The sequence below is a fragment of the Azotobacter beijerinckii genome (assembly GCF_900110885.1).
In the GTDB taxonomy this organism is placed as follows: Bacteria; Pseudomonadota; Gammaproteobacteria; order Pseudomonadales; family Pseudomonadaceae; genus Azotobacter; species Azotobacter beijerinckii.
On record NZ_FOFJ01000030.1, the window covers coordinates 22,503 to 43,230 of the forward strand.

A 20,728-nucleotide genomic window follows, 5' to 3' on the forward strand; every position below is an offset into this window, starting at 1 on the left:
GACGCGAGAAACGATGAAAACCACCCAACGTGTGCAACGCCTTTTCCTGGCCCTCCTGATCTGCGTGCCGAGCGCCTGGGCCGCGGAGCCTCAAGCCACGCCGACACCGACGCCGGCACCGGCACGTGCCGCCGAGCCCCAGGCTCTCCCGGCGCCGCCGCAGCTGGCCGCTTCCGCCTACCTGCTGATGGACGCCGCCAGCGGCCAGGTGCTGATCGAGAGTAATGGCGACCAGCGCCTGCCGCCGGCCAGCCTGACCAAGCTGATGACCGCCTATATCGCCACCCTGGAGATCAAGCGCGGGCAGATCAAGGAAAGCGACCTGGTCACCGTCAGCGAGCACGCCTGGCGCACCGGCGGCTCGCGGATGTTCATCCAGGTCGGCACCCAGGTGACCGTCGGCGACCTGCTGCACGGCATCATCATCCAGTCCGGCAACGACTCCAGCGTGGCCCTGGCCGAGCATATCGCCGGCAGCGAGGACGCCTTCGCCGACATGATGAACAACACCGCCAAGCGTCTCGGCCTGACCAACAGCCACTTCATGAACGCCACCGGTCTGCCGCATCCGGACCACTACTCCTCGCCCCATGACATGGCTAAGCTGGCCCGTGCGATCATCTACGACGACCCGGCCCACTATGCGATCTACGCGCAGAAGGAATTCTTCTGGAACAACATCAAGCAGCCCAACCGCAACCTGCTGCTGTGGCGCGACAAGACCGTCGACGGCCTGAAGACCGGCCACACCGACGAGGCCGGCTACTGCCTGGTGGCTTCCGCGGTGCGCGACGGCCAGCGGCTGATCGCCGCGGTGTTCGGCACCAAAAGCGAACAGGCCCGCGCCGCCGAGACCCAGAAACTCCTGACCTACGGCTTCCGCTTCTTCGAGACCCAGACCTTCTTCCAGAAGAACACCGAGCTGGCCCGCGCACCGGTGTGGAAAGGTTCCAGCCGCGAGGTCAAGGTCGGCCTGGCCGAAGACCTGACCTTCACCATGCCACGCGGCCAGATCAAGCAGCTGACCACCAGCAGCAGCCTCGAGCCGCAGCTGATCGCGCCGATCGAGCAGGGCGCCGTGGTCGGCAAGGTCGAGGTCAAGCTGGGCGAGCAGGTGCTGCGCAGCGCCGACTTGGTCGCCCTGGAAACCGTCGAGGAGGGTGGCCTGTTCCGTCGTCTATGGGATAGCATCCGACTGTTCTTCTACGACTTGTTCAACTGATCCTCTGCCGACCGCCGCCCGCCGTTTCCGGTGGGTGGCCGTCCCCGCGGGCCGAGCGGCCCGCCACCGCCATGACCGATACCGACGTACAAGCTCCGAAAATCGAATTTCCCTGCGAGCGCTATCCGATCAAGGTGATCGGCGATGCCGGCGAGGGTTTCGCCGACCTGGTCGTCGAGGTGATCCAGCGCCACGCACCTGGGCTGGACAGCTCGACCCTGACCGTGCGCGACAGCCGCAACGGGCGCTATCTCGCCGTGCAGGTGCTGATCACCGCCACCGGCGTCGAGCAGCTCCAGGCCATCCACCTCGACCTGCGCGCCACCGGGTGCGTGCACATGGTGCTCTGATGTCGGGCACGATCGGCATTCGCGAGCCGGGTCTGGTCGACTACCTGCCGACCTGGCAGGCTATGCAGCGCTTCACCAATGGGCGCGGCCCGGAAACCGGCGACGAGTTCTGGCTGCTCGAGCATGCCCCGGTGTTCACCCAGGGCCAGGCCGGCAAGGCCGAGCATCTGCTGTTCCCCGGCGACATCCCGGTGGTGCAGGTGGACCGCGGCGGCCAGGTGACCTACCACGGCCCCGGCCAGTTGGTGGCCTATCTCTTGCTTGATGTACGCCGACTGGGCATCGGCGTGCGCGAGCTGGTCAGCCGCATGGAGCGCAGCCTGATCGAGCTGCTCGCCGGCTACGGGGTCGAGGCCTACGCCAAGCCGGACGCGCCGGGGGTCTACGTCGGCGGGATGAAGATCGCCTCCCTCGGCCTGCGCATCCGCAACGGCTGTTCCTTCCATGGCCTGGCGTTGAACGTGGACATGGATCTGGGGCCCTTTCAGCGCATCAATCCCTGCGGCTATGCCGGCCTGGCCATGACACAACTCAAGGATCAGGCCCGCGGGCCGGTCGAATTCGCCGAGGTGAGCAAACGCCTGCGTGCGCGGCTCGCTGCCCAGCTCGGTTACGCTGAAACAAAGACCCTCAAGGGCGGGATCGAAAGCATATGAGTACGACGGAAACCACGGGCAAGGGCCCGGCCAGCAAGGTCGAAACCGGCGTCAAGCTGCGCGGTGCGGAAAAGGTCGCGCGCATTCCGGTGAAGGTCATTCCGACCGAGGAGCTGCCCCACAAGCCGGACTGGATCCGCGTGCGCATGCCGGCTTCCCCCGAGGTCGAGCGGATCAAGCAGCTGCTGCGCAAGCACAAGCTGCACAGCGTCTGCGAGGAAGCCTCCTGCCCGAACCTCGGCGAGTGCTTCTCCGGCGGTACCGCGACCTTCATGATCATGGGCGACATCTGCACCCGTCGCTGCCCGTTCTGCGACGTCGGCCACGGCCGGCCGAACCCGCTCGACCCCGACGAGCCGAACAACCTCGCCGTGGCCGTCGCCGACCTGCGCCTGAAGTACGTGGTGATCACCTCGGTGGACCGCGACGACCTGCGCGACGGCGGCGCCCAGCACTTCGCCGACTGCCTGCGCGAGATCCGCCGGCTGAGCCCCGGCACCCAGCTGGAAACCTTGGTGCCGGACTATCGCGGGCGCATGGAGATCGCCCTTGAGATCACCGCCACCGAGCCGCCGGACGTGTTCAACCACAATCTGGAAACCGTGCCGCGTCTCTACAAGGCCGTGCGGCCGGGGGCGGACTTCGAGTGGTCGCTGGACCTCCTGCAGGCGTTCAAGCAACGCGTCCCCAGCGTGCCGACCAAGTCCGGGCTGATGCTCGGCCTCGGCGAGACCGACGAGGAGGTGATCGAGGTGATGCAGCGCATGCGCGAGCACGAGATCGACATGCTCACCCTCGGCCAGTACCTGCAGCCTTCGCGCAATCACCTGGCGGTGCAGCGTTTCGTCCATCCCGACACCTTCGCCTGGTTCGCCGAGGAAGGGCAGAAGATGGGCTTCAAGAACGTCACCTCCGGTCCGCTGGTGCGCTCCTCCTACCACGCCGACCAGCAGGCCCATGGCGCGAAGGGCGACTGAGTCCTCTTCGCTCCATGAGAAAGGGCGCCGCGGGGCGCCCTTTTTCTTGCACGGTCGACGTTGGCGGAAGACCTTTCCCGGGATGCTGTCGCCGATTTGAAAAGACCCGGAGGCCGCTCGATACTCAGGAGCGAGTGCGTGCCGGGGCCGGCACGACAGTGCCTCTCGAGGAGCGGCGATGGATCCCGTCACGCAGATGATCCTGTTGATCACCGGCCTGCTGATTCTCGGCACGCTGGGCGAAGTGGTTTTTTCCCGCACCGGCATACCGGACATCATTTGGCTGGTCTCCGCGGGCATCCTGGCCGGCCCCGTGCTCGACTTGGTTTCTGCCGACATGCTGCGGCCTATCCTGCCCTTTTTCGGGGCTTTCGCGCTGGTCACCATCCTCTCCAGCGGCGGCCTGCACTTGAAGATCAGCGAGGTCGCCGACAGCGCCCCGCGCGCCCTGGAGCTGGCGCTGAGCGGCTTTTTCTTCTCCATGTTGGCCATGGCGGCCTTCCTGTGGAGCTGTGCCGAACTCGGCTACATCCGCCAGCACGGCTGGATGATCTGGCTGATGCTGGGCGCCGTCCTCGGCGGCAGCAGCTCGGTGGTGATCATTCCCACCATGGCCGCCGGCAAGGTCGAGGCCAGGGTGGCCGACCTGCTGAGCGTCGAGTCGAGCATCACCGACGCGCTCAGCGTGGTGCTGGCGCTGGTGTGCGTCGAGCTGGTGCTGAGCGGCGACGTGTCGGTGGGGGGCTCGATCCTGGCCCTGCTCCGGGCGGTGGGCATCGGCTTGGGGCTGGGGCTGCTGGGCGGGCTCCTGTTCCTCCCCATCGCCTATGTGATCCATGGCAAGACCAGTGCCTTTCCGGTGCTGCTGGCGTCCCTGTTGCTGATCTATGCCCTGATCGGCCTGGCCGGCGGCAACGGCGCCCTGGGCATCCTGGCGGCCTCCCTGCTGATCGGCAACAGCGGGCTGGTGGTTCGGCGCCTGGAGCGGTACGTGCAGATCCGCCAGGCGGAGCGCCTGCAGGTCGACGAGAACGCCATGGCCTTCCATGGCCAGGTCATCTTCCTGGTCAAGTCCTTCTTCTTCTTCCTGATCGGCCTGATGTTCCCGCTCAACCTCAAGCTGGTCGTCCTGGGCATCGCCGGGGCACTGGTGCTGCTGGTGTTCCGCGTCCCCGCCACCTGGCTGTCCCTATGGGGCGCCGATTTCAGCCGTCGCGACAAAGGCGTGGTTGCGGTGGCCATGCCGCGCGGTCTGGCGGCGGGCGTGCTGTCGGCCATGCCGCTGCAGATGGGGGTGCCGGGGGCGGAGAATTTCTCGTCGGGGGTCTTTGCGGTGATCGTGGCGAGCATCCTGCTGTTCGCGCTCGGCTTTTCCCTGGTCAACCGTTCGGCCAGGGAGAAGAGGGTCGAATGAGGCTGGCCAGCGCGGGTCGAGGTGGTCGCGCGCTCATCCCCCGGAGAGCTTGGGGATGAGCCGGGCGAGTCGGCCGAACCTGAGTCGGCCGACCGGCTAACGCGTTGCGCGCAGGCGCTGGAGCAGGTCCTGGGTCGGATAGCCGTCCGCCGGCCAGCCGAGGGTCTGCTGGAAGCCGCGCACCGCTTGGCGGGTATTGGCGCCGATGATGCCGTCGGCGCTGCCGGGGTCGAAGCCGTTACCGGCCAGGAGGTTCTGCAGCTCGATGCGTTCGCTGCGGCTCAGCGGGGTATCGCCGCGCGGCCAGGCGGCGAGGATCCGCCCGCCGTCCTCGAAGCGCTCGGCGAGCAGGCCGATGGCCAGCGCGTAGGAGGTGGAGTTGTTGTACTTGAGGACGCTGCGGAAGTTCTCCAGCACCAGGAAGGCCGGGCCGCGATGGCCGGCGGGCAGCAGCAGGCTGGCCTGCTCGCCCTCCTGGCCGGCGCTGGCGGCGGGCAGGGTCACGCCGAGCTGGCGCCATTCGCTCAGCGACTTGCGCGTGGCCATGTCGGCCTGGGCGTAGTCGAAGCCCTCCGGTAGCCGCACTTCGAACCCCCAGGGCTGGCCCCGGCGCCAGCCGGAAGCCTGCAGGTAGTGGGCGGTGGAGGCCAGGGCGTCGGCGGTCGAGTCCCAGATGTCGCGGCGTCCGTCGCCGTCGAAGTCCACCGCATGGCTGTGGTAGGTGGTCGGGATGAACTGGGTCTGGCCCATGGCGCCGGCCCAGGAGCCGATCATCCGCTCCGGTCGCACGTCGCCGCTCTGCAGGATCGACAGGGCCGCCAGCAGCTGGTCGCGGGCGAACTGCGGGCGACGCCCCTCGAAGGCCAGGGTGGCCAGCGAGCGGATCACCGACTTGCTGCCCATGACCTGCCCGAAGTTGCTTTCCAGCCCCCATACCGCCACCAATGCCTGGCGGTCGACGCCATAGTGCGCCTCGATCCGCCCCAGCAGTTCGGCATTCCGGCCCAACAGGGCCTGGCCGTTGCGCACCCGCTGTTCGGCCAGGGCGCCTTCCAGGTATTCCCAGACCGGCCGGGTGAACTCCGGCTGGCTGCGGTCCGCGTTGATCACCGCGGGATCGGGGGCGACGCCGGCGAACGCCTGGTCGAAGACCTGCGGTTGGATGCCGCCGGCCAGCGCCTCGCGGCGGAAGTTCTCGCGCCAGTCCTCGAAGCTGATGGCGGCGGGCGGCGCGGTCGGGGTCAGGAGTGCGGGCGGCATGCTGCCCGTCGTCGCGGTCGCCACGCTGGGCGCGCTCGGGGTCGGCGCGGCGACGGCCGGGGCGGAGTCGGCGGCGGGGGTGTCGACACAGGCGGTCAGCAGGACCAGTGCGCTGCCGGCGATCAGCTGGCGGAGGATCTGGCCGAAGGCCGGGGTGCTGAGCATCGGTACATCTCGAAAGGCTGCGATCAAGCGCCGACCATAACATGTCGGGGAAAGGCTTGTCCGCCCGTGCCGTCGGACGGGCGCGCGCTGCGGTTGCGTCGCATTGCCGGCGCGTGTAGGGTGGCCCGCGCTTATTGTCTCCGCTCCCTCGACCGCCGATTGCCCAGGTCCTTGCCGCCATGTCCGGTTTTTCTCGCCATCGCCCCGCGCTTGTCCCGTGCCTTGTCGCACTGGCGCTGCTGCTGGCCATGTCGATGAAGCCGGTGCTGGATTCGCTCGGCGAACTCCACGACCTCTCCCATGCGCCGCTCGGTGGCCATGCCCGTCTCGGGCACGCGTCCGGCCATGATGGCGATCTGATTGCACTGGCCGAGTCGGACGAGGAGGGCGGCGGAGGTCTCCATGCGCTGCTCCATTCCGTCCATTGCGCCGGCCATTCCGTGTTGGTCGCCCTGGCCGATTTCCCGTGTCTGGCGGTTGTCCCGACGTGCGACGCCCAGCCGCCGGACGAGAGTCAACGCCTCCCCGTGTCGCCCCCGCGTGTGCCCTACCGACCGCCGATCTTCGCGTAAGCATTCGCCAGGCCCTTGGCCGGCCTTCCCTTACTCGATTTGATCGGAGCTTCTTCATGTGTTCACGACTCGCGGCGTGCGCCGTGTGGGTCGCGGCAGTCGTCGTGGCGTGGCCCACGCTTGCCGCCGACCGCCTTTCCCTGGACGACGCCTTCGCCCGCGTCGCCGCCACCCATCCCGAGCTGCGTCTGTTCGACAGCCGTGGCGAAGTGCTCGCCGCGGAGCGGGACCGCGCCGCCCTGCGTCCGGCGCTGGTTGCCGGCGCCACGGTGGAGAATGCCTTCGGCACCGGCTCGGCGAGCGGCCTGCAGGGCATCGAACTCACCTTGACCCTGGCCTCGGTGCTGGAGCGCGGCGGCAAGCTGGATGCGCGCAAGACCCTGGCCCGCAGCCACATCGACGCCCTGGCGCCCGAGCGTGAGGCGCGTCGCCTGGACCTGCTGGCCGAGGTCGCCCGGCGCTACCTGGCGATGGTCGCGGCCCGCCGCCAGGGCGAGATCGCCGAGCAGGACATCGCCCAGCGCCGGCGTACCGTGGCCGCGGCGCGCCAGCGCCTGCAGGCCGGCGCCTCGCCGGAGTCGGTGGTCTTCACCGCCGAGGCGGCCCTGGCTCGCGCCGAGCTGGAGCAGGCCCGCGCGCAGCAGCGCTTCGACGCGGCGCGCCAGTACCTGGCGGCGCTATGGAGCGAGCGCGATCCGCGCTTCGAGGCGGTCGCCGCCGATCCCGTGAGGCTGCCGGAGATCGCCGACTTCGCCGCGCTGACCGCGCTGCTGGAGGGCACGCCGGAATTGGTCCAGTTCGTCAGCCAGCGGCGCGTCCGCGAGGCGCGCCTGCAACTGGCCCGCAGCCAGGCGACGGCCGATCTGAGCTGGCAGGTCGGCGCCCGCCGCATCGAGGCGGGCAACGACTTCGGCATGGTCGGCACCCTGTCGATGCCGCTGGGCGCGGAGCACCGTGCCGCACCCGAGATCCGCGCCGCCGAGGCCGAGTTGGGGGCGCTGGAGATCGAGCGCGAGGCCCGGGAGATAGCGCTCCACTCCACCCTGGTCGAGGCCCACGGCCGCTATCGCGCCGCGCAGCTTGAGGTCCGCCGTCTGCGGGACGAGGTGATCCCCCTGCTGTCCCGCGCCGAGGGTGCCGCCGAGCGCGCCTACCGCGCGGGTGCCGTCAGCTACCTGGAATGGGCCCAGTTGCAGTCCGAGCGGACCGCGGCCCGCCGCCAGCAGCTCGAGGCCGCCCTCGATGCCCAGCGCACCCTCATCGAAATCCAGCGACTCACCGGCCAGGCGTTCGTCGCCGGTCCGTCCACCGATAAAGGAAACACCCCGTGAAAACATCTCTTCCGGCCGGCCTGCTGCTGGCTCTGACTCTGGCGCTGGCCGCCTGCGACGACCGTCCGGCGGCCGAGTCCGCCCACTCCGAAGCGGCCGGCGAACACGGCGGGCATGGCGAACATGAAGAGCACGACGAGCACGACGAGCCGCCCAAGGGCGAACACGGCGGCCGCCTGCTCGAAGAGGGCGCGCTGGGCGTCGAGCTGGCCATCGCCGAGAAGGGCACGCCGCCCAAGTACCAGGCCTGGCTGTACCGCGACGGCCAGCCGCTGCCGCCCTCGGCCGGCAGCGTCGAGGTGCATCTGCAACGCCTCGGCGAGCGTACCGAGAACCACCGGCTCGACGCCCAGACCGATGGCAGCCTGATGGCCTCCAGCGTGGTCGGCGAGCCGCACTCCTTCGACGTCGAGGTGCTTGCCAGCATCGAGGGCAAGGCGCTGCGCTGGGCCTATCCGAGCTACGAGGGGCGCACCGAGATCGAGCGGGCCGTCGCCGAGGAGGCCGGTATCCGCGTGGCCCCGGCCGGTTCCGGCGAGATCGCCGACGCCCACGAGGTGCAGGGCCTGCTGACCCCGGTGGACGGCAAGGTCGCGCGGGTCACCGCGCGCTTTCCCGGACCGATCCGCCGCCTCGCCGCCAACGTCGGCGACCGGGTGCGCGCCGGACAGACCCTCGCCACGGTGGAGAGCAACCTGAGCCTGACCGACTATTCGCTGACCTCGCCGATCGCCGGCGTGGTGCTGGCGCGCAACGCCAGTCTCGGCGCCCAGGCCGGCGAGGGCGCGGCGCTGTTCGAGGTCGCCGACCTGTCGACGCTGTGGGTCGATCTGCATGTGTTCGGCGCGGACGTTCAATACATCCGTCCCGGCGCCGCCGTCGAGGTGACCCGCCTGAGCGACGGCGCCAGCGCCAGGACGGTGCTGGAGCGCGTGCTGCCCGGCACCGCGACGGCCAGCCAGAGCACCGTGGCTCGCGCCACCCTGGCCAACGCCGACGGCCTGTGGCGTCCCGGCTCGGCGGTCAAGGCGCGGATCGTCGTCGACCGCCAGCCGGCCGCGCTGGTCGTGCCGCTGGCCGCGCTGCAGAGCTTCCGCGACTGGGAGGTGGTGTTCGTCCGCGTCGGCGACACCTACGAGGTACGCCCGGTCGAGCTGGGCAAGCGCGATGCCGAACGGGTGCAGGTGCTGGCGGGGATCGAGCCGGGCGACCAGGTGGTGGTCGAGCAGAGCTATCTGGTGAAGGCGGACATCGAAAAGTCCGGCGCTTCCCACGATCATTGAGGACGCCACGATGCTCGAGAACCTTATTCGTTTCGCCATCGCTCGCCGCTGGCTGATGCTGGTCTTCACCCTGGCCCTGGCGGCCGTGGGCGCCTGGAGCTTCACCAAGCTGCCGATCGATGTCACCCCGGACATCACCAACGTCCAGGTGCAGATCAACACCGAGGCTGCCGGCTACTCGCCGCTCGAGGCCGAGCAGCGGGTGACCTTCCCGATCGAGACCGCGCTGGCCGGCCTGCCCGGCCTGGACTACACGCGCTCGATCTCGCGCTACGGCCTGTCGCAGGTCACCGTGGTGTTCGCGGACGGCACCGACCTGTACTTTGCCCGCCAGCAGGTCGGCGAGCGGCTGCAGCAGGTGCGCTCGCAATTGCCGCCGGGCCTCGATCCCGACATGGGGCCGATCGCCACCGGGATGGGCGAGATCTTCATGTACACCGTGGAGGCCGGCCCGCAGGCGCGCAAGGCCGACGGCAGCCCGTGGAATGCCACCGACCTGCGCACCCTGCAGGACTGGGTGGTGCGTCCGCAGCTGCGCAACACCCCCGGGGTCACCGAGGTCAACACCATCGGCGGTTTCGCCCGGCAGATCCACATCACCCCCGACCCGGCCCGGCTGGTCGCCCTGGGCTTCACCCTGCACGACGTGGTCGGCGCGGTGGCGGCGAACAACCGCAACGTCGGCGCCGGCTACATCGAGCGCAACGGCCAGCAGTTCCTGGTCCGCGCCCCTGGGCAGGTCGCCGACCTCGAGGCGATCCGCGAGATCGTGCTGGACCGCCGCGAAGGCGTGCCGATCCGCGTGCGCGACGTGGCCGAGGTGGGCGAGGGGCCGGAGCTGCGCAACGGCGCGGCCACCCAGAACGGCCGTGAGGTGGTGCTGGGTACGGTGTTCATGTTGATCGGCTCGAACAGCCGCGAGGTCGCCCAGGCTTCGGCGGCCCGGCTCGCCGAGGCGAACCGCAGCCTGCCGCCCGGCGTCGTCGCCCACCCGGTCTACGACCGCACCGTGCTGGTCGAGCGGACCATCGAGACGGTGGCGCGGAACCTCGCCGAAGGCGCGCTGCTGGTGATCGCGGTGCTGTTCCTGCTGCTCGGCAACTTCCGCGCGGCGCTGATCACCGCCGCGGTGATTCCGCTGTCGATGCTGCTCACCGTCACCGGCATGCTGCGCGGCGGGGTGTCGGGCAACCTGATGAGCTTGGGCGCGCTGGACTTCGGGCTGATCGTCGACGGCGCGGTGATCATCATCGAGAACTGCCTGCTCCGCTTCGGCAACCTGCAGCACGTGCTGGGCCGGCCGATGGACGAGGGCGAGCGGCTGGACGCCGCGGCCTCGGCTACCGCCGAGGTGATCCGCCCGAGCCTGTTCGGGCTGGGCATCATCGCCGCCGTCTACCTGCCGATCTTCGCTCTCACCGGGGTCGAGGGGCGGATGTTCCAGCCGATGGCGATCACCGTGGTGCTGGCCCTGAGCGGCGCCATGCTGCTCTCGCTGACCTTCGTGCCGGCAGCGATCGCGCTGTTCCTGCGCGGCCGCGTGGAGGAGAAGGACACGCGGCTGATGCGCTGGAGCCGGCGCGGCTATGCGCCGGTGCTGGCCTGGTCGGTGCGCCGGCGCGGCTGGGTGATCGGTGCGGCGCTGGGCCTGGTCGCGGCCTGTGCGCTGCTCGCCACCCGGCTGGGCAGCGAGTTCGTCCCGAGCCTCGACGAGGGCGACATCGCCCTGCACGCGCTACGCATTCCCGGCACCAGCCTCGACCAGGCGATCAGTATGCAGGCGACCCTGGAGGCGCGGATCAAGCAGTTCCCCGAGGTCGAGCGGGTGTTCGGCAAGCTCGGCACCGCCGAGGTGGCCACCGACCCGATGCCGCCCTCGGTGGCCGACACCTTCCTGATCCTCAAGCCGCGCGCGCAGTGGCCCGACCCGCACAAGCCCAAGGCGCAACTGGTCGCCGAGATCGAGGCGGCGGTCAAGCGCCTGCCGGGCAACAACTACGAGTTCACCCAGCCGATCCAGATGCGCATGAACGAGCTGATCTCGGGGGTACGCGCCGACGTGGCGATCAAGCTCTACGGCGACGACCTGGAGCGCCTGGTGGCGGTCGGCAAGCAGATCGAACGCGTTGCCGGGGCGGTGCCGGGCGCGGCCGACGTCAAGCTGGAACAGGCCACCGGGCTGCCGCTCCTGAGCGTCGTGCCGAACCGCCAGGCGCTGGCGCGCTATGGCCTCAACCCCGGCGCGGTGCAGGACGCCCTGGCCACGGCGGTCGGCGGCGAGGTCGCCGGCCAGCTGTTCGAGGGCGACCGGCGCTTCGACATCGTGGTGCGCCTGCCCGAGCGCCTGCGCCGGGACCCGGCGGCCCTGGCGGATCTGCCGATTCCCCTCGGCGGAGTCGCCAATGCCGACGAGTCGAGCCGCGCCGCGGCCTGGCTGGCCGGCGCGCCGCAGACGGTGCCGCTGCGCGAGGTGGCGAGCATCGAGATCCAGCAGGGCCCCAACCAGATCAACCGGGAGAACGGCAAGCGCCGCGTGGTGGTGACCGCCAACGTGCGCGGCCGCGACCTCGGCGGCTTCGTCGCCGAGCTGCGCCAGCGGGTGGCTGCCGGGGTCGCGGTGCCGGCCGGCTACTGGATCGACTACGGCGGCACCTTCGAGCAACTGATCTCGGCCAGCCAGCGCCTGGCGATCGTGGTGCCGGTCACCCTGGCGCTGATCTTCACCCTGCTGTTCTGGGCCTTCGGCTCGGTTCGCGACGCGCTGATCGTGTTCAGCGGCGTGCCGCTGGCGCTGACCGGCGGGGTGATCGCCCTGGCGCTGCGCGGCATCCCGCTGTCGATCTCCGCCGGGGTCGGCTTCATCGCCCTGTCCGGGGTGGCGGTGCTCAACGGACTGGTGATGATCGCCTTCGTGCGCAAGCTGCGCGAGCACGGCGCCGGACTCGAGGCGGCGATCGTCGAGGGTGCCCTCGGTCGCCTGCGCCCGGTGCTGATGACCGCCCTGGTGGCCTCGCTGGGCTTCCTGCCGATGGCCTTCAACGTCGGCGCCGGTTCCGAGGTCCAGCGCCCGCTGGCGACGGTGGTCATCGGCGGGATCGTTTCCTCGACCCTGCTGACCCTGCTGGTGCTGCCGGCGCTGTATCGCTGGTTGCATCGGGAGGCGGGGGCGCGCGCGGCGCAGCCGGAAGAGCGGACGGCGGTGCCGGGCCGTCCGGAGCAGGAGCCGACGGCCTGAGCGCCTTCCCGCTCAGGCTGCCGCGCTCCTCACGACGCCTGCGGGCTGCCCGCCGCGGGCGTCGCTTCCTGGCTGCCGAGCTGGCGGACCGTATCGAGGAAGGCCTGCAGGATGGGTGAACTGTCGCCCTTGCGGTACAGGCAGGCCAGCTCGATCTCGGCCTTGCCGCGGCAGCGCAGGGCGCGGTATTCCACGCCCGGCAGGCGCAGGTTGACGGTGGCCTGGGGCACCACACAGAGCCCCAGGCCGCCGGCTACCAGGGCGATGCTGGTGGTCACGTCGGTGACTTCCTGGACCACCTGGGGAACGGCGTCGTAGTCGGCGAACAGCCGGCGCACATGGGTGGTCAGGCCGTGCCGCACGCCGCGCGGGTAGAGGATGAAGGGTTCCTGCAGCACCTCGCCCAGCTCGATGCTGTCCCGCACCGCCATCGGATGCGTGGTCGGCAGCGCCAGCATCAGCGCCTCCTTGCGCACCAGCTCCTGCTCGATGTCCGGCTCGCCGGGCACCAGCCGGTTGAAGCCGATGTTCAGCCGGCGCTCGCGCAGCGCCTGGATCTGCGCGTCCTTGTCCATCGGATGCAGGGAGATTTCCACGGCGGGGTGCGTGTGGCCGAACGCCTGCAGCACCCGGGGAATGAAGTCGAGGATCGACGAGCCGAAGATCCCGATCACCAGGCTGCCCTTGCGCCCCTCGGCGAGCAGGCGCGACTCGTCGGCCGCGTGCTGCAGCTGGGCGAGGATGTTCAGCGCCTGGTGGTAGAAGGCCCGGCCGGCGTCGGTCAGCGCGACGCGCTTGGAGTTGCGCTCCAGCAGCACGGCGGGAATGGCGTCCTCGAGCTGCTGGATCTGCCGGCTCAGGGCGGGCTGGGTGATGTAGAGCCGTTCGGCGGCGCGATTGAAGTTCAGCTCTTCGGCCACCGCGACGAAATACTTCAACTGCCGGATTTCCAAGGAATCACCATGGCGCTCGAGGGGAGATGGCTACCGATGCCGTTTGGCTATCGTCCGGTGATTGTATTCGATTGGACGGCATCGCCGCGGCTGTTTATCTTCAACTTAGGTGGCGTGCCGGCATCAGGAGAACAATCGGTAGAATCCCCCGCCAGGAACGGGGAGCACGTTGTGAAGAGCGACTCCAAAGCGGCAAAGCACCGCTTGGGTTTTATAAGAAAAACAATACCGAGAGGCCTTGAGTGATGGAATTTTCTTTGCTGAAAGAAAAAAGCGTGGTCTTCAAGGGTGCCGACCCCTACGCCGTTTCCGGCTATGTCAACCAGCATGTCGGCTCCCATTCCATCCGCCTGTCGCAGACCAGCCATCCCTCCGCCGACCTCAGCCATCGCAAGTTCGGCGATCTCGATCTGTGCCGGATCAGCTACGGCGGCACCGTGCGCGTCACCTCCGAGGCGCTGGAAACCATCTACCACCTGCAGATCCTCCTCAAGGGCCATTGCCTGTGGCGCGGCGCGCGCGGGCAGGAACATCATTTCGCGCCCGGCGAGCTGCTGCTGATCAATCCGGACGATCCGGTGGATCTGACCTATTCGCAGGACTGCGAGAAGTTCATCGTCAAGATGCCCGAGTCCCTGCTCGAGGCGGCCTGCGCCGAGAACCACTGGCACCGGCCCGACGAGGGCATCCGCTTCACCGCCAACCGCCATGGCCTGGAGGAAATCGGCGGCCTGCTCAATCTGCTCGGCCTGGTCTGCGAGGAGGCGGAGTCCGGCGGCGCGCCGCCCCGGCTCCAGGAGCACTACGGGCGGATCATCGCCAACAAGCTGCTCTGCCTGCAGAGCAACGTCCGCCGCGAGTTGCCGGGGGGCGCATCGGGCATCTTCGACCGGATCGCGCACTTCATCGAGGAAAACCTCAAGCAGGACATCACCCTCGAGCAACTGGCCGGTCTGGCGAACGTCAGTCCGCGCTCCCTGTACGCGCTGTTCGAGAAGCACGCCAGGACCACGCCCAAGCACTACGTGCGGCAGAAGAAGCTCGAACGCATCAACGCCAGCCTGCGCGACCCGTCGGTGCCGGTGCGCAACATCACCGAAGTGGCGCTCGACTACGGCTTCCTGCACCTCGGACGCTTTTCCGAGTCCTACCGCAACGCCTTCGGCGAGCTGCCTTCCGACACCCTGAAGCGTCGCCTCTGATCCTCTCCCGCCCTGTCGCCTGATCCACCCGCGCCGCCCTGGCCTTCGCGCCACGGCGGCGCGCTCGTTTCTGCCCGGCGTGGAACATCCCCTTGCAGGGAGTGGATAAAGGTCATGCAGGAAACGGATATTGCCGATCCTTGCCGGTTCTTACGATGGGGCTCTACAAAAACAACGGAGCCGACGGCAATGACTCTTGGAATCGACAAGATCAATGGCTTGCTGGAAGAGGATCGCGAAAAGGGCCTCTACCGCTGCAAGCGGGATATGTTCATCGACCCGGAGCTCTTCGAGCTGGAGATGAAGCACATCTTCGAAGGGAACTGGATCTATCTGGCCCACGAAAGCCAGATCCCCGAAAAGAACGACTACTACACCACCTATATCGGCCGCCAGCCGATCATCATCGCCCGCACCAAGGACGGTGAGCTGAACGCCTTCATCAACGCCTGCAGCCACCGCGGCGCGGCGCTGTGCCGCTTCAAGAGCGGCAACAAGGCCACCTACACCTGTCCGTTCCACGGCTGGACCTTCAGCAACTCCGGCAAGCTGTTGAAAGTGAAGGACCCGGCCGATGCGGGCTACCCGGACAGCTTCAACTGCAACGGCTCGCACGACCTGCAGAAGATCGCCCGCTTCGAATCCTACCGGGGCTTCCTGTTCGGCAGCCTGAGCGCCGACGTCCAGCCGCTGACCGAGTTCCTCGGCGAGTCGGCGAAGATCATCGACATGGTGGTCGACCAGTCGGCGGAAGGCCTGGAAGTGCTGCGCGGCGCCTCCACCTACGTGTTCGAGGGCAACTGGAAGCTGCAGGCCGAGAACGGCGCCGACGGCTACCACGTGACCGCCACCCACTGGAACTACGCCGCGACCCAGAACCAGCGCAAGCTCAAGGAGGCCGGCGACGACATCCGCGCCATGAGCGCCGGCGGCTGGGGCAAGAAGGGCGGCGGCTTCTACGCCTTCGAGAACGGCCACATCCTGCTCTGGACCCGCTGGGACAACCCGGAAGACCGACCGCTGTACCAGCGCCGCGACGAGCTGGCCCAGGAGTTCGGCCAGGCCCGCGCCGACTGGATGATCGGCCATTCGCGCAACCTCTGCCTGTACCCCAACCTCTACCTGATGGACCAGTTCGGTTCGCAACTGCGCGTGCTCCGGCCGATCTCGGTCGACAAGACCGAGGTGACCATCTACTGCATCGCGCCCAAGGGCGAGAACGCCGAGGCCCGCGCCCACCGCATCCGCCAGTACGAAGACTTCTTCAACGTGACCGGCATGGCCACCCCGGACGACCTCGAGGAGTTCCGCGCCTGCCAGCAGGGTTTCCAGGGCCGCGCCGCGGTCTGGAACGACATGTCCCGCGGTGCCACCCACTGGATCGACGGGGCCGACGAGGCCGCCCGGGAAATCGGCCTGGCGCCGAAGATGAGCGGCGTGCGCACCGAGGACGAAGGGCTTTACATCATGCAGCACCGCTACTGGCAGGAGCGCATGACCGCGGCACTGCAGCAAGAACAGGACAAGCTGATTCACGTGGAGGGCAACTGATCATGAACGCATCCTACGAAGCCGTACGTGACTTCCTCTACCGCGAAGCCCGCTACCTGGACGAGAAGGACTGGGACAGCTGGCTGGAGCAGTACGCCCCCGACTGCACCTTCTGGATGCCGTCCTGGGACGACCGCGACCAGCTGACCGAAGATCCGCAGAGCCAGATCTCGCTGATCTGGTACGGCAGCCGCCGCGGTCTGGAGGACCGGGTGTTCCGCATCCGCACCGAGCGCTCCAGTGCGACCATTCCGGATACCCGCACCTCGCACAACATCAGCAACCTGGAAATCCTCGAGAAGACCGACGAGCTGTGCCGCCTGCGCTTCAACTGGCACACCCTGAGCTTCCGCTACAAGACCGTCGACCCGTTCTACGGCACCAGCTTCTACACCCTGGATATCCGCGGCGAGAACCCGCTGATCAAGGAGAAGAAGGTCGTGCTGAAGAACGACTACGTGCGCCACGTCCTCGACATCTACCACATCTGAACAGGGCTCGAAGACCGCGCTCCGCCGGCGTCGCGCGGGACCCTCGGGTCCCCGCCCGCCGCCCGGCGGTTGCTCCAATCACCGTATTTGAGCGGGGTGCCATATGTCATACAAAGTTGCGCTGAATTTCGAGGACGGGGTCACCCGCTTCATCGAGGTGGACGACGGCGAAACCGTCGCCGATGCCGCTTACCGCCAGGGCATCAATATTCCGCTGGACTGCCGCGACGGAGCCTGTGGCGCCTGCAAGTGCTTCGCCGAGGCCGGTCGCTACGACCTGGGCGACAACTACATCGAGGACGCGCTGAACGAGGAGGAGAAGGCCCAGGGGCTGGTGCTGACCTGCCAGATGCGCCTGGAAAGCGACTGCGTGCTGCGCATTCCGGCCTCCTCCGAGGTCTGCAAGACCGAGCAGGCGAGTTACGAAGCGGTCATCAGCGACGTGCGCGCGCTGTCTCCCAGCGTGATCGGCCTGTCGATCAAGGGCGCGTCCCTGACCAAGCTGTCCTTCCTGCCGGGCCAGTACGTCAATCTCAAGGTGCCGGGCACCGACCAGACCCGCGCCTACTCGTTCAGCTCGCTGCCGCACGACGGCGAGGTCAGCTTCCTGATCCGCAACGTGCCGGGCGGCCTGATGAGCGGTTATCTCAGCCAGCAGGCCAAGGCCGGCGATGCCATGACCCTGACCGGCCCGCTGGGCAGTTTCTACCTGCGCGAGATCCGTCGGCCGCTGCTGATGCTGGCCGGCGGCACCGGCCTCGCGCCCTTCACCGCGATGCTGGAAAAGATCGCCGCGAGCGGCAGCGACCATCCGGTCCACCTGATCTACGGCGTCACCCACGATGCCGACCTGGTGGAAATGGACAAGCTGGAGGAGTTCGCCGCGCGCCTCCCCAACTTCAGCTTCACGGCCTGCGTCGCCAGCCCGGAGAGTAGCTATCCGCACAAGGGCTATGTCACCCAGCACATCGCACCCGGGCATCTGAACGAGGGCGAGGTGGACATCTACCTGTGCGGCCCGCCGCCGATGGTCGAGGCGGTCAACACGTTCCTCCGCGAGCAGGGCATCCAGCCGGCCAATTTCCATTACGAGAAGTTCGCCGCCAGCGTCTGAACGGCGCCGCCGGCCTCTGCCCGCACGGGCGGCTACAAGGACAAAACGCCATGCATGAAAAACGCTTTCAAGACAGGGTCGCGGTGGTCACCGGCGCGGCCCAGGGCATCGGCCGGCGCGTCGCCGAGCGGCTGGTCGCCGAGGGCGCCCGGCTGGTCGCCGTGGACCGCTCCGAACTGGTTCACGAGCTGCAGGAGCTGGGTGCCAGCCGGGTGCTGACCCTGACCGCCGACCTGGAACGCTTCGCCGACTGCCAGGGCGTGATGACCGCCGCGCTCGAGCGCTTCGGCCGGCTCGACATCCTGATCAACAACGTCGGCGGCACCATCTGGGCCCAGCCCTTCGAGCATTACGACGAAGCACAGATCGAGGCCGAGGTGCGCCGCTCGCTGTTCCCCACCCTGTGGTGCTGCCGCGCCGCCCTGCCGGCGATGCTCGAACAGGGCCGCGGGGCCATCGTCAACGTCTCCTCGATCGCCACCCGCGGGGTCAACCGCGCGCCCTACGGCGCGGCCAAGGGCGGTGTCAACGCGCTCACCGCCTGCCTCGCCTTCGAGACCGCCGAGCGCGGTGTCCGCGTCAACGCCACCGCTCCCGGCGGCACCGAGGCGCCGCCGCGGCGCATCCCGCGCAACGCCGCCGAGCCGAGCGAGCAGGATAAGGCCTGGTACCAGCAGATCGTCGAGCAGACCGTCGACAGCAGCCTGATGAAACGCTACGGGACCATCGACGAACAGGTCGGGGCGATCCTCTTCCTGGCCTCCGACGAGGCCTCCTACATCACCGGCACGACCCTGCCGGTGGGGGGGGGCGATCTGGGGTGAAGCCGGCGCTTCGCCGCTGCCCGCGGCAGGCGAAGCGCTCTCGTGGTTCTCCGATTACAACAACAACAGAGATCCAAGCCATGCGAAACATCGATGTCAATCGCCTCATCGACGAGGCGCGTTTCAACCGCTTCCACTGGCGGGTGCTGTTCTGGTGCGCCCTGATCATCATCTTCGACGGCTACGACCTGGTGATCTACGGCGTGGTGTTGCCGGTGCTCATGCAGCAGTGGGGGCTGACCCCGCTGCAGGCCGGCGCGATGGGTAGCTATGCGCTGTTCGGGATGATGTTCGGCGCGCTGTTCTTCGGTCCGCTGTCCGACAGGATCGGTCGCAAGAAGGCCATCACTCTCTGCATCATCCTGTTCAGCGGTTTCACCGTGCTCAACGGCTTCACCCGCAATCCCACCGAGTTCGGCATCTGCCGCTTCCTCGCCGGGCTGGGGATCGGCGGGGTGATGCCCAACGTGGTGGCGCTGATGAACGAATACGCGCCGAAGAAGATCCGCAGCACCCTGGTGGCGATCATGTTCAGCGGCTATTCGGTGGGCGGCATGCTCTCCGCCGGCCTGGGCATGCTGCTGATCCCGCGTTTCGGCTGGGAGGCGGTTTTCTTCGTCGCCGGCATTCCGCTGCTGCTGCCGTTGATCATGTTCTTCCTGCCCGAATCGGTGGGCTTCATGATTCGCCAGGGACGCACCGCCGAGGCCGTGCGGATTCTCAAGCGCGTCGAGCCGGCCTTCCAAGTGCAGCCGGACGACGAAATCGAGCTGCAGATGCCGGCCATCAAGGCGACCGGTGCCCCGGTGCTGCAACTGTTTCGCGAGGGCCGCGCGCTGCGCACCTTGTCGCTCTGGGTGGCGTTCTTCTGCTGCCTGCTGATGGTCTATGCGCTGAGTTCCTGGCTGCCGAAGATGATGGCCAGCGCCGGCTACGGCTTGGGTTCCAGCCTGTCGTTCCTGCTGGTGCTGAACTTCGGGGCGATCTTCGGGGCGATTGGCGGCGGCTGGCTGGGCGACCGGCTGAACCTGCCCAGGGTGCTGGTGGTGTTCTTCGCTATCGCCGCCCTGTCGATCGGCCTGCTCGGCTTCAAGAGTCCGACCCCGGTGCTCTACGGCCTGATCGCCCTCGCCGGCGCCACCACCATCGGCTCGCAGATCCTGCTCTACGCCTGCACCGCGCAGTTCTACGGCCTGGCCATCCGCTCCATCGGCCTGGGCTGGGCGTCGGGGATCGGTCGCAACGGCGCCATCGTCGGCCCGCTGCTTGGCGGGGCGTTGGTCGGCATGAGCCTGCCGCTGCAGGTGAGCTTCGTCGTCTTCGCCGTCCCGGGGCTGGTCGCGGCCATTGCCATGACCCTGTTCTGTGTGCACCAGCAGGTGAGCGGTGCCACGGCCGGCGAGGTCTTGGCGTAACGGGAGGGTAGCCGTCCGCGGCGGCGGATGGAGGAAGGGGAGGTAGTCGGCTGCCGAGTCTGTCCTCGGTTTCCTCTTTCTGCCGCCCGGGGAAGTTATCCCGGAAACGGAAAACAAATAAAGCAACACGACTAATCCGGCCGAACTGAAGTCGTCATTGCTTGATTCGAATAATATATCGCCAATGCCTGTATGTGAGTGCGTCTGAAACTCCAGGGCGCCTCTCACAATAACAACAAGAGAGACATCATGAAGCGAAAACTGCAACTCGCTATATCGGTTGCGATGGCGGGCGGTTTGCCGTCGGCACTGGCTGTCGGAGGTGGACTCATTGAAGATTCCACGGCCACCCTGCAACTGCGCAACTATTACTTCATGCGCGACTTCTCCGATATCCAGGGACGAAACCAACAGTCCAAGGCGGAAGAGTGGGCCCAGGGTTTCATTCTCAACTTCAAGTCCGGTTATACCCCGGGGCCCGTCGGCTTCGGCCTCGATGTGCTCGGCCTGATGGGCGTCAAGCTCGACAGCAACAGCGACCGCACCAATACCGGGTTGCTGCCGGTGCACGACGACGGCAAGGCGGCCAGCGAGTATGGCCGCCTGGGGCTGACGCTGAAGGCCCGCTTTTCCAGCACCGAGCTGAGGTACGGCGAGCAGACGCCGAACCTGCCGATCCTGGCGCACACCGACAACCGCCTGCTGCCGCAGAC

General features: G+C 68.0%; 18 protein-coding genes. 16 read left to right on the forward strand and 2 right to left on the reverse strand.

The window, feature by feature from the left end; all coding sequences use genetic code 11:
- The first annotated feature begins 13 nt into the window (after positions 1-13).
- The 5 genes from BMY22_RS14885 to BMY22_RS14905 all read left to right on the forward strand — a co-directional run bounded on the left by BMY22_RS14885 (position 14) and on the right by BMY22_RS14905 (position 4,619).
- Positions 14-1,222, forward strand: coding sequence for a D-alanyl-D-alanine carboxypeptidase family protein (locus BMY22_RS14885; protein WP_090623380.1), 1,209 nt, complete (start codon positions 14-16; stop codon positions 1,220-1,222).
- A gap of 71 nt (positions 1,223-1,293) precedes the next feature.
- Complete coding sequence (locus BMY22_RS14890; RefSeq protein WP_090623382.1) at positions 1,294-1,572, forward strand: DUF493 domain-containing protein; 279 nt, start codon at positions 1,294-1,296, stop codon at positions 1,570-1,572.
- On the forward strand, positions 1,572-2,228 hold the full coding sequence (lipB, locus tag BMY22_RS14895; protein WP_090623385.1) for a lipoyl(octanoyl) transferase LipB: 657 nt from the start codon (positions 1,572-1,574) through the stop codon (positions 2,226-2,228). The genes BMY22_RS14890 and lipB overlap by 1 nt, the downstream gene beginning before the upstream one ends.
- Positions 2,225-3,205 carry a lipoyl synthase gene (gene lipA / locus BMY22_RS14900; RefSeq protein ID WP_090623388.1) on the forward strand — a complete coding sequence of 327 codons (981 nt, stop codon included), beginning with the start codon at positions 2,225-2,227 and terminating at the stop codon, positions 3,203-3,205. The genes lipB and lipA overlap by 4 nt, the downstream gene beginning before the upstream one ends.
- Positions 3,206-3,383: 178 nt before the next feature.
- Entirely contained in the window at positions 3,384-4,619 is a 1,236-nt protein-coding gene (locus tag BMY22_RS14905; RefSeq protein ID WP_090623390.1) for a cation:proton antiporter domain-containing protein, read from the forward strand.
- Between the two features lie 96 nt (positions 4,620-4,715).
- Here the strand turns inward: BMY22_RS14905 and BMY22_RS14910 are convergent, their stop codons facing one another.
- Positions 4,716-6,044: a lytic murein transglycosylase gene (locus tag BMY22_RS14910; protein WP_090623392.1), complete on the reverse strand. Its 1,329-nt coding sequence runs from the start codon at positions 6,042-6,044 to the stop codon at positions 4,716-4,718.
- 179 nt (positions 6,045-6,223) lie between these two features.
- Here BMY22_RS14910 and BMY22_RS14915 point away from each other — a divergent pair, with 179 nt between their 5' ends.
- From BMY22_RS14915 to BMY22_RS14930, 4 genes are all read left to right on the forward strand, one after another.
- Entirely contained in the window at positions 6,224-6,616 is a 393-nt protein-coding gene (locus BMY22_RS14915) for a hypothetical protein (protein WP_090623394.1), read from the forward strand.
- A gap of 104 nt (positions 6,617-6,720) precedes the next feature.
- On the forward strand, positions 6,721-7,947 hold the full coding sequence (locus tag BMY22_RS14920; RefSeq protein ID WP_244158879.1) for a TolC family protein: 1,227 nt from the start codon (positions 6,721-6,723) through the stop codon (positions 7,945-7,947).
- Positions 7,944-9,230 (forward strand): efflux RND transporter periplasmic adaptor subunit, encoded by a 1,287-nt coding sequence (locus BMY22_RS14925; protein ID WP_090623401.1) that lies wholly within the window; start codon positions 7,944-7,946, stop codon positions 9,228-9,230. The genes BMY22_RS14920 and BMY22_RS14925 overlap by 4 nt, the downstream gene beginning before the upstream one ends.
- Before the next feature lie 10 nt (positions 9,231-9,240).
- A complete protein-coding gene (locus tag BMY22_RS14930; RefSeq protein ID WP_143068503.1) occupies positions 9,241-12,465 on the forward strand; it encodes an efflux RND transporter permease subunit in 3,225 nt (1,074 codons plus the stop codon).
- A gap of 29 nt (positions 12,466-12,494) precedes the next feature.
- Here BMY22_RS14930 and BMY22_RS14935 read toward each other — a convergent pair whose 3' ends face one another.
- The gene (locus BMY22_RS14935) at positions 12,495-13,418 is read right to left on the reverse strand and encodes a LysR family transcriptional regulator (RefSeq protein ID WP_090623406.1); all 924 of its coding nucleotides are present in this window, start codon (positions 13,416-13,418) and stop codon (positions 12,495-12,497) included.
- Positions 13,419-13,663: 245 nt separating this feature from the next.
- On the opposite strand from BMY22_RS14935, the gene BMY22_RS14940 reads away from it, so the two are divergent.
- From BMY22_RS14940 to BMY22_RS14970, 7 genes are all read left to right on the forward strand, one after another.
- Positions 13,664-14,620: an AraC family transcriptional regulator gene (locus BMY22_RS14940; protein ID WP_090623408.1), complete on the forward strand. Its 957-nt coding sequence runs from the start codon at positions 13,664-13,666 to the stop codon at positions 14,618-14,620.
- A gap of 189 nt (positions 14,621-14,809) precedes the next feature.
- A complete protein-coding gene (gene benA, locus BMY22_RS14945; protein ID WP_090623411.1) occupies positions 14,810-16,171 on the forward strand; it encodes a benzoate 1,2-dioxygenase large subunit in 1,362 nt (453 codons plus the stop codon).
- 2 nt (positions 16,172-16,173) lie between these two features.
- Positions 16,174-16,662, forward strand: a complete 489-nt coding sequence (gene benB / locus BMY22_RS14950; RefSeq protein ID WP_090623412.1) for a benzoate 1,2-dioxygenase small subunit — start codon at positions 16,174-16,176, stop codon at positions 16,660-16,662.
- Positions 16,663-16,765: 103 nt separating this feature from the next.
- Positions 16,766-17,776, forward strand: a complete 1,011-nt coding sequence (gene benC, locus BMY22_RS14955) for a benzoate 1,2-dioxygenase electron transfer component BenC (RefSeq protein WP_090623415.1) — start codon at positions 16,766-16,768, stop codon at positions 17,774-17,776.
- Between the two features lie 50 nt (positions 17,777-17,826).
- A complete protein-coding gene (locus BMY22_RS14960; RefSeq protein ID WP_090623416.1) occupies positions 17,827-18,600 on the forward strand; it encodes a 1,6-dihydroxycyclohexa-2,4-diene-1-carboxylate dehydrogenase in 774 nt (257 codons plus the stop codon).
- Positions 18,601-18,680: 80 nt separating this feature from the next.
- Positions 18,681-20,015 (forward strand): MFS transporter, encoded by a 1,335-nt coding sequence (locus tag BMY22_RS14965; protein WP_090623419.1) that lies wholly within the window; start codon positions 18,681-18,683, stop codon positions 20,013-20,015.
- Between the two features lie 249 nt (positions 20,016-20,264).
- The coding region (locus BMY22_RS14970) for an OprD family outer membrane porin (RefSeq protein ID WP_143068504.1) at positions 20,265-20,728 on the forward strand (464 nt) is incomplete at its 3' end.